Annotated in this window: 9 protein-coding genes; 5 read left to right on the plus strand and 4 right to left on the minus strand. The window is 42.0% G+C overall.

The features are described from left to right. Positions 1-434: 434 nt before the first annotated feature. The 3 genes from LN893_RS12605 to LN893_RS12615 form a co-directional block, all read right to left on the minus strand. The gene (locus LN893_RS12605) at positions 435-1,604 is read right to left on the minus strand and encodes an acetamidase/formamidase family protein (RefSeq protein WP_229970568.1); all 1,170 of its coding nucleotides are present in this window, start codon (positions 1,602-1,604) and stop codon (positions 435-437) included. A gap of 99 nt (positions 1,605-1,703) precedes the next feature. Next, positions 1,704-2,891, minus strand: coding sequence for a threonine aldolase family protein (locus LN893_RS12610; RefSeq protein WP_229970569.1), 1,188 nt, complete (start codon positions 2,889-2,891; stop codon positions 1,704-1,706). 530 nt (positions 2,892-3,421) lie between these two features. Then, positions 3,422-4,720, minus strand: coding sequence for a DUF2254 domain-containing protein (locus LN893_RS12615; RefSeq protein WP_229970571.1), 1,299 nt, complete (start codon positions 4,718-4,720; stop codon positions 3,422-3,424). Positions 4,721-4,987: 267 nt separating this feature from the next. On the opposite strand from LN893_RS12615, the gene LN893_RS12620 reads away from it, so the two are divergent. Together LN893_RS12620 and LN893_RS12625 are read left to right on the plus strand one after the other, a co-directional pair. Continuing rightward, on the plus strand, positions 4,988-5,677 hold the full coding sequence (locus tag LN893_RS12620; RefSeq protein ID WP_229970573.1) for a DUF421 domain-containing protein: 690 nt from the start codon (positions 4,988-4,990) through the stop codon (positions 5,675-5,677). Between the two features lie 17 nt (positions 5,678-5,694). Then, positions 5,695-6,393: a DUF421 domain-containing protein gene (locus tag LN893_RS12625; protein WP_229970574.1), complete on the plus strand. Its 699-nt coding sequence runs from the start codon at positions 5,695-5,697 to the stop codon at positions 6,391-6,393. Positions 6,394-6,526: 133 nt separating this feature from the next. On the opposite strand, the gene LN893_RS12630 is transcribed toward LN893_RS12625, so the two are convergent. Next, positions 6,527-8,995 carry a TonB-dependent receptor gene (locus tag LN893_RS12630; RefSeq protein WP_229970575.1) on the minus strand — a complete coding sequence of 823 codons (2,469 nt, stop codon included), beginning with the start codon at positions 8,993-8,995 and terminating at the stop codon, positions 6,527-6,529. A 493-nt stretch (positions 8,996-9,488) separates the two neighbouring features. On the opposite strand from LN893_RS12630, the gene LN893_RS12635 reads away from it, so the two are divergent. The 3 genes from LN893_RS12635 to LN893_RS12645 all read left to right on the plus strand — a co-directional run bounded on the left by LN893_RS12635 (position 9,489) and on the right by LN893_RS12645 (position 15,546). Further along, entirely contained in the window at positions 9,489-9,875 is a 387-nt protein-coding gene (locus tag LN893_RS12635; protein WP_229970576.1) for a hypothetical protein, read from the plus strand. Positions 9,876-10,122: 247 nt separating this feature from the next. Continuing rightward, positions 10,123-11,271: a DEAD/DEAH box helicase gene (locus LN893_RS12640; RefSeq protein ID WP_229970577.1), complete on the plus strand. Its 1,149-nt coding sequence runs from the start codon at positions 10,123-10,125 to the stop codon at positions 11,269-11,271. Positions 11,272-11,583: 312 nt separating this feature from the next. Continuing rightward, the gene (locus LN893_RS12645; protein WP_229970578.1) at positions 11,584-15,546 is read left to right on the plus strand and encodes an AsmA family protein; all 3,963 of its coding nucleotides are present in this window, start codon (positions 11,584-11,586) and stop codon (positions 15,544-15,546) included. The last annotated feature ends 69 nt before the right edge of the window (positions 15,547-15,615 follow it).

The raw sequence follows: 15,615 nt of genomic DNA on the forward strand, positions 1-15,615 counted from the left end.
CGTTTTATACCCAGCGGAAACGTAGCGGCAGCATAGGGGGACGGCGGGGGGATGCTAGTTTTGAACTTAAGGTGTTAGTATTGCAGAATAAAATGTATTTGTAGTGCAATGCTTTGGCTCCTATCTACTTCTAACTAATTTTACAATAAATTAAGAAGCGGGAGTGGCATACATTGTGTCTCCCGCTTCTTATTTATCATGACTGAGATAACTGTAACTGCCTAAGTACCATAAATGCTGCTGACGTTTTCTCAAAAAAGATTTCTACCCTCAAGTCAATATCTTTTACCAGCCTATACCATAATTGTCTGACCCTCCCCAGGGGCTATTATGCTCCCAATCATAAAAGTTAACATTAATAGGGCGTTCGTTCTGTCGTGGACGCTTTGATGGCACAAATTGTGCTAAACTGACTTGCCTCTTCTAATATAGAACTAGGTCCAGTAATGAAATTTTTTCTTTGTGAAAATAGACTTTGGTATCATGGCATGTACGCCAAGGGTTCTGTCCACCACCTGGCTTACCTCAAAATCAACACCTGTACTGGCAATGGACAGGGCCTGATTGAAAGTAAATCCCATCTCATCTTTTATGAAATTTACCGTTTCAGTAAGAGCGTTTTGCATAGCCTTATCCAAATCTGGATCTAGGCCAATAGCGATAAAATGAGTAGGTGTTTCGGCACGTGGTTGTTTTATGGTTTTGCCCTTGTGTACTATAAACTTTGCGACTAATGCGAGAGAGGCTTCTATAGCTACACCACTCACTTCTCCGTTACCCTGTGCAGAATGGCAATCTCCTGTAGTAAAAAGACCACCTGGCACAGATACAGGCAGAAATAAAGTAGTGCCTTTAACTAAATGTTTGATATCTAAATTACCTCCGAAAAAATCTGGCGGTATGGAGCTGACACGGCCAGTTTCAGGGGGAGGGGATAAGGCCATTACTCCCATAAAAGGTTTAAGAGGTATTTCTACACCTTCAACAAAAGAGGCTGTATTCTTCTTTTTGTCGTAGCGATAAACAAAATTCTCCCTGCTTGTAACAGCATCTGGAATGCCACCGCCTCCAGGCCAAACACTGTTCACGCCATAGTTACTGCGTAGTGGTAAGTCAAGTATACGAATTTCCAAAGTGTCACCAGGTTCAGCGCCCTCTATATAGATTGGCCCCGTGAGCATATGGCCTCTGATGCCAGATGGCTCTGGCTGTACGTTTTTCAAGATATCTATGATTTCTTGTGCATGCTGATCAATAGAGAGGTTATTGTCTTTGAAGAAAGCCTCAGGGTTTCTGCTACTGATTCCAGCGGTACTAACGGTATGTATTTCTACTATATCTCCGTCCTTAACTCGAGCTACAGGAGGTACATCAGCACCAAAATAACCCCAAACCATGTTTTTAGGAATAGATCTGATTACATGATCTGGTTTGATGCGTGGGGAGACAGTAGTAAAGGTTTCTTCTGGACTAGCTATGCAAGATATACTGGCGGCGCTGGCTGCTACACTGCTTATAGAAAGTGCTGCAAGTCCACCCTTAGCAGTCTTTTTCAGAAACCCTCTGCGGGATTTATTTTCTTCATTTTGATGTGCTTCTTTCATTGGAAGTATACTTTAAGTGTAGAAAAGTCTGGTTTTAAGTAGGTAAGTAAAGCTTTGCTGTTTATGAAGATATTTGTTCTTGCTGCAGACGAGAAAAAATCAAGCAAGTGAAGAGTTGATAGCTTTTGTTAATGCGGTAACAATGGCTTCATTTTTTCGTCTGAGGATCGTTTCGTTGATAAAGAACTTGATGCTGCCATGACTGTCTGGCATTCTGATTTGGATGCCTTCTTTTTCTTTTAGGTAAGCAGACAGTTTCTCATAGTTAACAGGTGTTGTAACCTGAAGATTAAAAATGTTGCTTCCGTTCGGAATCTTGGTAATCTTCATGTTTGGAGATTGGTTAATCAGGCTGATGAGCTGTTCTCCTTTTGTTTTGGACTTTTGAAGAATGCCTTCGATACCTGATATTTTATCGAGGGCCATAGCAGCGTAAGGCCAGTTTTGGTACATGTTACCGCCGAATATCTTTATCAGGTGGGGCATCTGGTCTATTACCGCTGCATCGCCTGAAAGCACTGCTCCTCCTTTGCTGCCAAGGTACTTGTAGAGTGATATATATACTGTATCAAAATAAGAAGCATATTCTTTGATAGGAACTCCAGAGTAGGCAGAGGCTAGGTGCAGTCTTGCTCCATCTAAGTGTAGCTTTATATTGATTTCTTTACAATAGGAGGAGACCTTCTTTATTTCGTCTATCGGAAAAATCTCTCCATCAGCTCTACGCACAGGGTTTTCTATGGAGACGGCTCCTATACCGCTTTTAAACACTTCTCCCTTATCATGATAGGTGATCGCTTCTTTTAAATCTTCTAAACTAAAAGCACCTTTCTCGGGCGCGAGAGGAATCAACCTTTTACTGTGAACTGCTTGTGCCGCATCACCTTCATCACGATAAAGGTGGCTTACTTCCTGTACAAAAACTTTGGTGTTGTTTCCGTTTAGAACTCTAATCGCTAGGTTGTTTGCCATGGTGCCCGATGGCATAAAAATGGCCTTTTCTTTTCCTGTTATTTCAGCAAACTTCTGCTCTAGTTTAGCCACAGCGCCACCTTTTGCATAGGCGTCTTGTGTGTCACTGTTCTTGGTAACAATTGCCTGAAGCTCCTGCACGTATTCTAAGGGTGACGTTAAGGCTCCATCAGTAAAGAAATTTATGTTTTCTTCTTTGTTTGTACTGTTGGCATAAGCAGTTGGAACTGCTAAACCTGTAGGTAAAAGCAGCGGAAGTGTTGCCAGTCCTGAGTTTCTAAGAAACTCGCGCCTGCCCTTATTTTTATTGGCCATAGGTGTTTTTTGTTTGGAGCCTGTTCTCTACTTCCATCAGGCTTAACTTGTCCTTTCTGTTGCCAAAGTTTAAAGGAATGTAGATGTAAAGTATCAGGTAATAAGTAAGGACACTTAATTAGTTTAAACTATCTGTCTCCAAAATATTGGAGAAGTGTGATTTATAAAGCAACAATAATAGCTTTCTACATGCATTTAGCAACAATTTATGAGGTACCTTTGCGCTTTATGTTTACTGTACTTTTGTTACTTAAATACATTTGTATTTATAGTATCAATATAGTAAGTTTTTTGCTAAAAAAGGCTGTTCGCTTAAAAATGTTCAGTTCCACTAGTCTAGGCGGTTCTGAAATTATGGTGAAGAACATGAATGGGAATATCTACCTAAGGAAAGGCAGCAAATAAACTCATCCTTGCCATAAAACCTGTTAACGAAACCACCCTTTGTAATAGCTTTTTATTCTATCACAAAGGGTGGTTTCGTTTTTCATGGAAGCTTATCAACCAAGATAAAAGCAGGTGCCAATGTTTTAGGACATATGTTCTAATCTGGCTTTACGCAGTAGGACTTTGATGAAGTCTATATCTTCCTGAGCTTTCATATCTTTTATTGAGGCCTCCTCAATAGATTTTAATTCTTTTTCAAGAAGAGACTTATGTAAGTCTTGTTCATCGCGTGCACTTACTTTACTGATCAGGTCAATAAGGCGCGCCTGCACTGCCACATCTTGCGTAGAATAAGCTCTTATACTGGCAGTACAGAGGTAAAATGTTCTTTCGAAGGGTACAGGAGCGTAAATAATACAAGCTGTACCATCCTTCTGTTTTATCACTTTCTGCCCTTTTAGTTGCTGTAGCCTGCAAAGCAGGTCCATCATATAGTCTATTGCATGAATAGCTGTGCCAGGGTCGTTTACTCCAGGACTGAGTCCTTTTACAGCTATTTCAGTAAGGTGTTTAAAACCATAAAGGAAGTTTTCTTGCACAATTTCCTGGTGCCGCAACAATACGTTCTCCTCCAGTATTTCTTTAACTTCATCATCCAAAGGCAAGTTGATCTCAAGAAAAGGTTCACCTTTAAGCAAGTACGTCCCTTGGTTAACTAAAAGCCTAACTTTTAATCCTTTTTTTTCTGCGCTTTTCTTAAATTCATCTTTCGTGATAGTGTCAAAGTAGCCAGAGTCCCAGGCTTTCACAAGCCTAAACTCCTCGTCCTCTTCCCATACCTCATGGTAACTACCACTATCAAGTTCGCGGCTAAGATTGTCTCTTACAGTGGTGTATATATCATTAAGAATGTTGCCAATCTGAACATCATTCGAAACTCTATGGATAAAATAAATGAAAGATATTAGGCTGACAAAACTCATAAACATAGCAAGTACAACGGAAAATAGGGGCACCTTCGGCCCCGACTGCATTGTTTCGACGTTGGTTAATGTGATGATGATAAAACATACAGTACCTATAATGGAGCCCATCACAATTTGACTTCCTTTCTGGTTAAGTAAATCTGGCAACAACCTGGGAGAAAAATTAGAGGTTACTTGTGTCAGAACAACCATCACCATAGTAAAAGTGAACGTCACGAGGGTTATCAGGCCTGTGAGGAGGGAAGACAGCAGGCTGCGTGCCGTATCAGCATTGTCAATCTGCAGGAATGGCACTACTCTCATTATCGAACCCCCAATAGAAGCTTTATCTAGTTGATTGGTGCCCCATGAGGTAACCAACATGCCCAAAGATATCAACGTTGGATAAAAGGCGATACTTGTAATTATTTGCTTGTACCCCTTCTTTGCAGAATACTTCAGTTTAGCAGTTTTCATATAAACAAAATGTTAAACAGTATGGGGGCGCTGTGAGTGAAGGGGCTACTACGTAAACATGATTCTACATTTTCATTAGCTGTAGTAGTTCCTTAACCGATACCTGTAAACGCAGAACCTAAATAAGAGTTTGCCGCTCTCTCTTATAAAACTAGTGTAATCTAAATTGAAAAGAACTTCTAAATAACAACTCCCTTCAAATCTAAAAGGTAATGGGGTATAGTTAAAATCATAAACCTTTGACTCTACTATAAGTATAAAATTGGGATGAAAGAAGAAGATTTACAATTAGATGATTGGCAGCGAATCCTCATCGGGGATAACCCTTGGGGCTTTATGGTAGAAGTTTTCCTCAGATCACTCATCATTTATGTATGTTTGATTATTGTAATGCGCTTGTTGGGGAAACGCATGAATGCGCAGCTGACCATTACTGATTTAGCCGTCATGCTTACATTGGGTGCAATAGCCTCTGTGCCGATGCAAGCCTTCGACAAAGGTATTTTGCCAGGCATTGTACTGCTCATTGCAATATTGCTCTTACACCAGGGTGTTACGCTACTTACCTACAATAAACGAAAAGTAGAAATGCTTACACAAGGCCATATCAAGCTTGTTATTAAAAATGGTGTAGTAGATCCGGATGAACTTACTAGAATGCGCATCAGTAAAGATCAGATATTTTCTGTACTGCGAGCTAAAGGTGTTCGGCATCTGGGTCAGGTAAAAAGACTTTATTCCGAAGCCGACGGGCATTATAGCTTGTATAAGTTAAAAGAAGCAAGACCAGGTTTATCTGTTTTTCCGAGGTCTGCTAATGTATTGCCCCCTAGCACTGAGGAGCTGCAAGGTAAACAAGCCTGTTGCTACTGTGGTAATGTGGTTGAAAGAGCAGATGAGCCGCCCAAATCTTGTGATAACTGTAACTCTGAAGACTGGATAGCTGCAGTTATTTAAACCTATAATTTAAAGATATGAATTCGACAGATGCGGAACTTTGGGATTGGATGAGAATCTTGCTGGGAAGCTCGCCGCCCATATTTTTGATTGAAGTTATTATACGAGTATCGTTTATATACCTGCTGCTTATGGTGAGTATGCGGATAATGGGTAAGCGTATGTCTGCTTTAATCAGCCGAAATGAGATGATTGCGATGGTATCGTTGGCAGCGGCTGTAGGTTTACCCATGCAAGACCCAAACCAAGGCTTAATACCTGCGGTTATTGTAGCAATTATTGTTATTGGCGTGCAACGTATTATCTCAACCAATACCATGAAGAGCGCAAAGTTTGAGAGCCTGGTAGTGGGCAGTATAAATGCTTTGGCACAGGATGGCTGTCTGCAGCTTAAAAATATGGAGCGTAGCAAAATTACGCGTGAGCGACTTCTGACAGAGTTCAGAAACAAAGAAGTTACTAACCTGGGGAAGGTGCAAAGAGCCTATCTCGAAGCGAATGGTTCTTTCACCATCTATCTATATGATGAAGATGAAGAACGTGAGGGACTTTGCATTTTACCTGATTGGGACAAAGAATTTCTCCACGAGCTTACTGTAACTGATGACTTTTTTGCCTGTGGCAGTTGTGGGAATGTTGTGCAATCACAAAACAAACCAGAACAAACTTGCGATAACTGCGGCCATAAAGAGTGGTTCAAAGCCATCAGGGCCTAAGGAGCTGCGAGTGCAAGTATTGTATAAATGGTATCTGCATGAATAACTGAAAGGCCAGAAAGTCAGAATCATTGCTGCATAGGCATAAAAAGTAAAAAGCCTGCCGATCTTAAATCGGCAGGCTTTTTCATATCTATTTTTGAGAAAGGTTTTTGCTGTTCACTCTGAAGGTAAGGTTTCCTTTGCCTGGGTTCCCATCATCCGATATTCCTTCTGCTATAGCCCTGTATGTGGTGTTTCGGTCGGCAGTATAAAAGGTTACTGTTGCCTTTCCTTCTGCATTGGTCCTCACACTAGGGTTCCAGTAAACAGTAGTACGCATGTCAGGTTCATCGGCACGGTTATTTTGCTCATCGTAGCGGGGACTGTAAAACTCCCTCACCTTGCTAAAGCCACTCGCTTTATGTATGATGATATAAGTACCTGGTTCTACTACCTGATCCTCTTCGCCACCGCGCTTTGTAAAAAAGGCAATTACACCTCCAGATGCTCTTCCGCCATAGATACTCGTGTTAGCTGCATTTTTCAAGATCTCAATACGGCTGATATCAAACTGGTTTAAGCCTGTGATAGCATTTTCAGATACAGGCATACCATCTATCAGGTAAAGTGGAGACTCTTGCTGCCCTCTGATTCTGGCCTGAAACTGGTTTAATCCTGAGCGGAAAACCTGTAGCCCAGCCACACGCCCCTGAAGACTTTCCAGGATATTACCTGATGGAGCAGCAGGAAGTTCTCGACCACTCAAAACAACATCGGCTTTCTGGTGTAGCTTAAACGGAACATACACGTCCTTTTCTCCTTTAATCTCAAACTCTGGCAGCAAGATTCCCCTTAGCGTATAAGTTCTGCCTAACTCTGCGGCCGAAGAACGTACCCGATTGCTTGCCAGCACAAACTCCTGACGCGTACTAGCCACAAGCGCGTCAGATAGAGATGCAGAAATTGTAGGTGCTTTGGGTAGGTAATTGTTCTCATCCATAACTACCTGCAGGTGCTTACGCCTTCCTCTGGCATCTGTGCCCTGTATCACCATATCTACCTCACCCGTAAAATCGAAACCTCTAAAGGCAAATTCACCCTGTTTATTTGTTTCTGTTGTGATAAAAGCCTGGTGCTGCCCTTGCAAGTACAAAAGCGCTTCACCATTTTCAACAGGTTTATCTCTGCTGGTCACTAGCTTTCCGCGAATAGTCAGGTCTTTTTCGCTTGGATATTGTAACGCAGGAAAGGTACCTGCTACAGCTTCTTGCCAACTAAATCGGCGCCAGCCCTGAGTCATGAGCAGGTACTGCAAGGCTTCTTTCCTCTCTGGATTATCGTTCTCAAAATAGTAACCTGGCTGTTCTACATGGCCACGCAGGTCAGAGGTAAGGAGTAAATAGCTCTTGATGTCAAGGCCATGTTTTACTTGCTTTACCAGTTCATCGTCTGTTACGGCCAAAGAAAAATCAGTGGCTACAGGTTTACCTTCTTTATTTTTTGCCTCAAGTTGCAGCGTTACAAGCTCTCTTCCGCCATAAGTAGCTTTGTTTGTTGTTAGCGTCACATCAAGGTTATCTTGTTGATCTACAAACACCAGCCGTTCTGCCAGCGGCTCTCCGTTTGCGCGAGACAAGTTCAAACGAGCAACACCTGTAGGAAACGCTGAGGTAGGAACCTCCTGACGGTAAGTTTGTCCTGGCCTCAAGATAATATTATGTGCGTATATTAAAGCATCCTGGCTAATGCCCGTAAGCACTAAAGACTCCTGCTCATTTACGTTTCCAGTAATAGAAGCAGTAACGGTATTTCTGTCAGATGCTTCATTTATCCGCAGCACATAGCCTGTTGCCTTTGCTGCAGGAAGACTATAAGTTAGTGTTCTGCCATCTTTCGTCTTCACGCGAGCCATATAGCTGCGTCCAGCCTGAGGCTTCAAATCGAAAGCACCCATACCCAAATGAGCATCTGTGAAATCTAGCACCTTTTGCCCCTGGTCATCAAGAACACTTCCTGAAACGGCTATTCCATTTCCGCTGGCATCAGTTGCTTTGAAGGCTATTCGGTTCACTAGCCCCTGTACCATTTCACCACCTTCAGGGAAAAACTGAAAATCAACATCCTGTGAGTTTACTTGTGCGGCGCTTGTCTTAGAGACGTCAGCAGCGCTAAATACGCTTATCTTTCTGTTGAAGAAGACTTCTTCTCCAAAATTACGCATCCACTGCGTATAGGCTGAAAGTCTGTAAGTACCTGTTGGTAAGCTATCAGGCAGTACAATGTCGCCTGCTGCCTTACCATTTTCAGCCTTCAGTTTAAGGCGCTGAACAGGTTCGTTAGCTGCGTTAAACAAATCCACATACAGTACGCCACTTTTAGTAGTTGGCTGCAGTGTGGCTGCATCTACCACATATCCTTTTAACCACACAGACTGCCCTGGAGCATAATAAGGTTTATCAGTCTGCACATACACCTTTTCAGGTGCATATTGTGTACGAAAAGTATCTAGGTAAGAAGCTATCCTCTTCGGTAAGTCCGTTTGCGGACTTTTAAATGCCATCAATGCCAAAAGCAAAACTGGCATAATGTATAGGAAATATTTATATTTATTCTGAGTCATTTCTTGCTGTATTAATATTTAAAATTGGCTTGCTTTATTATTGTATAAAAGGCAAAAACCGTTCCTTTATAGGAAATTAAAAGCTTTTATAGTATGATTTTACGTTGTTTTTTAGACGATGATCTATATTAAATTCAAATAAAAGCAAGTGGTTGTAAGTTGTGTTAAGTGTTTCAATTGAACAACTGTGACAAAGCTGCTACCGATGTTATAGCTATCAGGAAGTGCAGTGGATTTGCTTTTTGAAGTTCTTCGTCTTTGGTTAACTAAGATTTTTCCTTTCTCTAACCATTCCTACAGGTTGTTTAACTAAGATTTATGCAGGTCTTCTAAAATTGCACAGGCTGAGCGTGATTAGATACGTATCAGTATGAAGCATTTGCACAGAGAATGAAGAAATGAAATTGTGTAGATGACCCTTTTTGCTCATTTGAAGCCATTTTAGGACTTTGGGCAACGGGTTAATCTGTGTATAAACTTAAATTGAGAAAAAATGGAAGCTAGTAAAACATTGGATAGTTTTTTAGATACAAAGGATAAGAAGCTAGCCTTCTTTCAGAACATGCTGTTGGTGGCATTAGCTGATAAATATATTGATGAGATGGAAAGCGAATTTCTTTTATCCATAGGAAATCAGTTAGGTTTAACGGAAGAGGATACGCTTCCTATAACTGATAATCTCTCATCACTTTCTTTTATCATTCCACAAGACGGTCTGCAAAAAACACTGGAGTTGCAGGCGTTGGTTATGATGGTGCTGCAGGACGGGGAAGTTGAAGAAAGAGAGTACGACCTTTGCCTTGAGTACACACGCCAGATCGGCTACAGCAAAGAAATTTTAGATGATTTTATCTCCAGGTTAGGCAACAGCCAGAGCTGAGAAAGTAATATTCATTAGCTCTTAAAGTTATAAAGGTTGACTCAGAAGCCGCTACACAAGATGTGGGCGGCTTCTTTTTTTGTAGTTGCTAGAATATATCATAATCAGCTTGCCAGATGAGCCTATTCTTGTCTATCTGTTGTTCGCTTAATAAAGCTCTAATACGGGGCTTTCCTTCGGCTTTGCCTTAATAAACGTATCTTTGTAGTGCCTAAACATTTTTCGTTCGTACTACATTTTTTACTTTATGAATTTTTCAGATCTCGGTTTATCGGCCTCCATTCTAAAAGCCATTGAAGGGCAAGGTTATAATCAGCCTTTCCCAATCCAACAGCAGGCTATTCCTGCTATTTTGGCTGGTAAAGATTTGTTGGGAATAGCCCAAACTGGTTCAGGAAAAACAGCAGGTTTTGCACTGCCTATTTTGCAACAGTTCCAGCAAAAGCAGCCAGGCAAGAACCGTTTTATAAAAGCCTTAGTGCTGGTGCCTACGCGTGAACTGGCTTTGCAGGTAGCTGATGTTTTCAAAGGCTTCAGCCTACACCTGACTCGGCGTGTAAAGACATTGGCTGTGTATGGTGGCGTTAGTATAAACCCACAGATGATGGCGCTGAGTGGCACAGAAATTCTAGTAGCCACGCCAGGCCGCTTACTGGATCTGATCGATAATAAAGCACTGCACCTTTCAGAGCTTGAGGTTCTGGTGCTGGACGAGGCTGACAAGATGCTGAACATGGGCTTCGAAGAAGAAATGAACAGAATTATTGCGCTTCTGCCTCAGAAGCGGCAAAATCTTCTTTTCTCAGCCACGCTAGCTCGTGATGTTGAGGTTGTTAAAGAGCGGTTGCTAAGTTCTCCTGTTGTTATTTCAGTAGAGGAGGAGAAAGAGGAGAACCAACTAGAACTGATTAAGCAGGTGGCTTACCGCATCAGTACAGAGCGGAAGGGGCCTTTTTTGCGGTACCTGATCAAGCAAGGAAATATGCAACAGGTGTTGGTGTTTGTGTCGAGTATTCGGGGTGCTGATAACCTGGTGGCGAAGCTAAACAAAAATGGTTTACAGGCCATGGCGATGCACGGCGATAAAAGCCAGGGTGCCCGTACAGAAGCGCTGCAGCGTTTCAAGTCAGGCAAACTCCAGGTTTTAGTAGCTACTGATCTGGCCTCTCGCGGCATCGACATCAAAACACTTCCTGTTGTTGTAAACTACGACCTGCCGCGCTCTCCTAAAGATTATGTACACAGGATAGGCAGGACTGGCAGGGCAGGTGCTACTGGCGAAGCAATATCCTTGATCACTAAGGAGGATGGGCATCATTTTAAAATTATCCAGAAAAAAATGGGGCGAAAAGTGGATATGCTTGACACGGAAGAGATAGATTTGAAAGGTTATTAAACAAGAACTTTTTAATTGTGTTGAGCTAATATCCACCAATTTCTTTATTAACTCTAACCTTCCAATATTCATGAATTCCTCTCTGTTCTAAGCTTGTGCTAGACAGCAGAATTATCTGTTTTAGTGTAGCAAAGCGTACATGATTTCCTACAGAAAGCCTCGTCTTTTATACCCTATTGCCTTGCCTCCCGTAGATTTAGATTAACTAGTTTGTAAAGAGACTTTAATATCCTTCATAAATTTCAATAAACAGAATTTTATAAGGGGTTTGAGAATGTCCCATATAACAAAACTTTAACCTTATCTAAATCAATGTCCTCATCAGAAATATCAGGTCTTGGCCGAAAAGTGCTAAAGGTAGCAGGTATCATATCTGCCTGCCTCTTGGGCCTGATTCTTATACTTACCATACTGCTTCTTACTGCACTGGAGCCTTATGCAGAACGTTTTCTTAAGAAACAGGTAGCTGAGCAAACTAATGGTTTGTACCAACTCGACTTTGAAGATATTTATATCAATTTGCTTAGTACCACTGTTACGTTAGATAAGGTAAAGCTATCTGCTGACTCGGCCGTGCACCTACAACAGCGGAAAGCTGGAGAGGCCAGCCCCATGCTGGTTTACCTGGAAACAGAGGAGTTTACAGTATCCAGTATCAACATCCTGGATTTGCTTTTGAGAAAGCAGCTAAGCATAGGTACTGTGTTTATGGATAGCCCTCAGATAAAGTTGTTTAAAGACAACAAGGTTGAGAAGGGGCAGCAAAACTCTAAAGAAAGCAAGGGCAAAGGTGGTATGGGGGGGCTTGTAAAGTCCATCGACATTGGAGAAATAGACATTCCTTCAGCAAGTGTTTATCAGTATGTTTGGGGGGCATCTGATACACCTGTACACGCTGTTCCCCATTTATCGCTGCGTATTCTGGAGATGGAACTTGGCCCTCTAGATGCAGATGATTACGCGGAAATGTTCGATGCGGAAGATATACAGCTGGAGCTTAGAGATTATGCTTACCACGTGCCAGACAATGTCTACCACATCGCCTTTAGGCTGTTCAGCTACGCTTCTAAGGCAGGTAAGCTACAGCTGGAAGATCTGAAGGTGACGCCTAACCATGAAGCTAATGTGGCTCTTAATACTCAGGATGCTAAGCGCATGCTGTTTGAGGTGCTAGTGCCACAATTTAGGTTAGAAGGTTTCAATGTAGTTGAAGCTTATCAAAATAAGCAAATTCAAATGGACGGGCTTACGTTGCAAAACGCTGCCCTAGAAGTTTTGGAAAATCCAGAAGTGCCCGCCGACACAGCATCTATGGACCCGAAGCAACTCTATGCAAAAGTGTCAGAATTCCTAAAATCCATAAGTCTGGACGAGGTGAATCTATCAGGAATCAGCGTGGCTTACCGTACAAAGTATGATCAGATAGTAACTGTACAAAGCCTGGATAAGCTGGATGTGAAGCTACGGGAGGTGCAGATTGATTCCGCCACACTTTTCTCACCAAGAGAAAATTTGCCTGTTCAAGACTTTTTCGTGGCTGCGGAAAACTATCGTTTCAGCCACCCTACATCTCCCTACACCTACAGTTTTGGCTTACTTGAGTTATCGAGTCAGGAGAAGTACTTATATATCAATTCCGCTATCGTAAGAGCCGATTTAAATAAAAACGATAGGTTGAAAGCTACAGGCAAAGCTCTTGCTGTGCTTTATGACTTTAAATCACCTGGTATTCGAATCGATAATCTTGATCTTTTACAGGCTTTTAAGACCAGCATTTTAGACATTGGCAACATAGAACTGGCAAGACCTGCTCTTGCCATGGTTCACGCTCAGCAAGTGCCAGAGCCTGATGTAACGGTGCAGGAACTAGTACAATCAACCTATGAGCAGGTGTCTAATTTTGTAAAAGAATTGAAAGTTGGGCAACTACATTTCCAGAATGCCTACTTCACCGAAAAGCTAAAAAAAGGCAGTTTTGTTTTTAGCCAAGAACTAGGAGATGCTTCACTCTCTCTTACAGGTATACACATAGACTCACTTTTTATTTATGAGCAGGAGCCGCGCTTGCCTTTGGATAATATTGTTCTGGCAGGGCGAAACTATAAATACCTTATACCAGGAAATGCCCAAACCCTTTCACTTGGCCAGTTCCGTTACTCCACCAAAAACAAGACATTCACAGCAAGATCCATTGATCTAAACTATGATCTTCAGCAAAATAACAGGCTCAAGAAGTCTGACGATGCGCAAAGAAGTTTGTATGATTTCTCCGCGCCTATGCTAAGAATTGAAGGGCTGGATGTAATTAAAGCCATGAATAGTGGAAGGCTAGCTGTAAACCAGATTACGTTTAGCCAGCCTAATGTAGGTGTGTTGATGAACAGAGGTGTAACGACATCCTCATCTGAAGGTAATAAGCAAGAACAGCTTAAAAACGCCTTATTCAGATTCTTTAACCCTATTACTTTCAATGCCGTTCACCTGGAGGACGGTACCTTTACGTATCGGGAAAATCGGGATGAGATAATTAGGACACAGCGGCTGGATCATTTATCCTCGACTATAACAGGGCTTTACCTCAGCCCTAAAACCTTCACTAACCTGGATGATGCTATACCTATAAATGAAATGCTGCTGACAGCAAGTAACTATACGTATCAGTCGCCTGATAGTGTCTATACGGTTACACTAGACAGTATGCGTTACTCCAGCCGTGAGCAGGAATTGCTTGCTCGCCTGTTTAACATCACTTCAGATAGGGAAGCACACGAACGCCTGAAAGAACAAAACTTTGATGCTGCCAGTCGTAATCTTTTCGATGTGTCTGCCAGAGAATTTAAGATCAGTGGTCTGGACCTGATACATTCCTACAGAACAGGTCGTTTTGTAATGGCAGAAGTATTACTAACAAGGCCTGAGGTAGCCATACTGCAGGACCAGCGGGTAGTGGAGCGCCGCTCTGAAGATGGAGCAGCAGGTGAAGGAACTAGTGGAGAGCAGAAAGATACGGAGAGCAAAAATCAGGTGAGCGAGCAGCTAGATGAAATCGTTGATGTCTTTAGAGTAGAGCGGCTACGGCTGGAAGATGGCGATTTTGTGATGAACATCCTGGAGGATACGGTGCAAAAAAGTCAGTCGCTGGGACATGTTTCTGTTGTTTTAGACGAACTAAGGCTAGCTTCTCTTGATGCATCTGATCCTTTGGAAATGTTTAAAGTAGACGATTTAGGGATACTAGTTAGGGACTATGAATTCTTAACCGCTGATAGTTTGTACGAATTTAGTATAGCGAAACTAAGAACAAGTCTTAGCAGCCAAACTCTTGTCATAGACAGCCTAGAACTGGAACCGCTCTTTGAGACGGATGAGTACCAGGATAAACTTGAATATGCAGAAGATCGCATTGAGTTGACGCTCCCTAAAATTGAGATGCAAGGCTTAAAACTGTACGCCTTGTTTAACAACCAAGAAATCATAGCTTCGAAAATCAGCTTGCTAGAACCCGAATTAAACATGTACAGGGACAGGCGCGTTGACGAAGACCCAAACAGAAGACCTCCTACATTACAAAGTATGCTGCGCAATGTTAAATACTTTGTTCAAATTGATACAATAGCTGTAGGAGGGGGCGAAATAATATATTCAGAGATAGCAGCCGATGGTGTAGAACCAGGTGTGCTCACACTTGATGATACTAAACTACTGTTCACCAATATCACAAACGATACCCTGCAGCTTCGTGAGAAGAGCATTGTTACCGTGGTTGGAAGCAGCAGCTTTATGGGCAAGAGTTTGCTAAAAGCAAACTTCGAATTTCACATGGACCACCCCGAAGACTTATATACTTATGAGGGGACTTTGGAGCCGATGAAATTTGAAGCATTCAACCCGTTGTTTGAGAAAATCATGTTTTTTCGGATGGAAAGCGGTAGTATAAATGAGGCCAAATTTAATGTACGTGCAACAGAACACATATCGGAAGGGCAGGTACACCTTTTGTATGACGATCTGAAAATGCAGATGATTGACAAGAATGATCCTGGAAATCCAGGTTTTTTTCTGAATGCTGGAAGCTGGCTCATCAACAATCTGGTGGTAAAAGATAACAATCCTTCTAAGCTAGGAAACTATCGTGAAGGAAACATAAAAGTAGAGAGAGATTACACGAAATCTGTTTTCAACCACATGAGCAGTGCCATGACAAGCGGCATCACCTCCAGTGTAATGCCGAAATGGATTGAAAAGATTGTAGATGCTCTGATAGGATTGCCTTAAGCTGAGATTACAATATCGTTACCAGACAGAAGCCACTCGTTTAGCTAAACAAGTGGCTTCTGTCTGGTA

Source organism: Pontibacter harenae (assembly GCF_020907245.1).
GTDB classification, from domain to species: domain Bacteria; phylum Bacteroidota; class Bacteroidia; order Cytophagales; family Hymenobacteraceae; genus Pontibacter; species Pontibacter harenae.

What these genes read in the sequence shown, in the direction of transcription:
- LN893_RS12605 (WP_229970568.1), bottom strand. Translation starts at nt 1,604, where the DNA reads ATGAAAGAAGCACATCAAAATGAAGAAAATAAATCCCGCAGAGGGTTT.
- LN893_RS12610 (WP_229970569.1), bottom strand. Translation starts at nt 2,891, where the DNA reads ATGGCCAATAAAAATAAGGGCAGGCGCGAGTTTCTTAGAAACTCAGGA.
- LN893_RS12615 (WP_229970571.1), bottom strand. Translation starts at nt 4,720, where the DNA reads ATGAAAACTGCTAAACTGAAGTATTCTGCAAAGAAGGGGTACAAGCAA.
- LN893_RS12620 (WP_229970573.1), top strand. Translation starts at nt 4,988, where the DNA reads ATGAAAGAAGAAGATTTACAATTAGATGATTGGCAGCGAATCCTCATC.
- LN893_RS12625 (WP_229970574.1), top strand. Translation starts at nt 5,695, where the DNA reads ATGAATTCGACAGATGCGGAACTTTGGGATTGGATGAGAATCTTGCTG.
- LN893_RS12630 (WP_229970575.1), bottom strand. Translation starts at nt 8,995, where the DNA reads ATGACTCAGAATAAATATAAATATTTCCTATACATTATGCCAGTTTTG.
- LN893_RS12635 (WP_229970576.1), top strand. Translation starts at nt 9,489, where the DNA reads ATGGAAGCTAGTAAAACATTGGATAGTTTTTTAGATACAAAGGATAAG.
- LN893_RS12640 (WP_229970577.1), top strand. Translation starts at nt 10,123, where the DNA reads ATGAATTTTTCAGATCTCGGTTTATCGGCCTCCATTCTAAAAGCCATT.
- LN893_RS12645 (WP_229970578.1), top strand. Translation starts at nt 11,584, where the DNA reads ATGTCCTCATCAGAAATATCAGGTCTTGGCCGAAAAGTGCTAAAGGTA.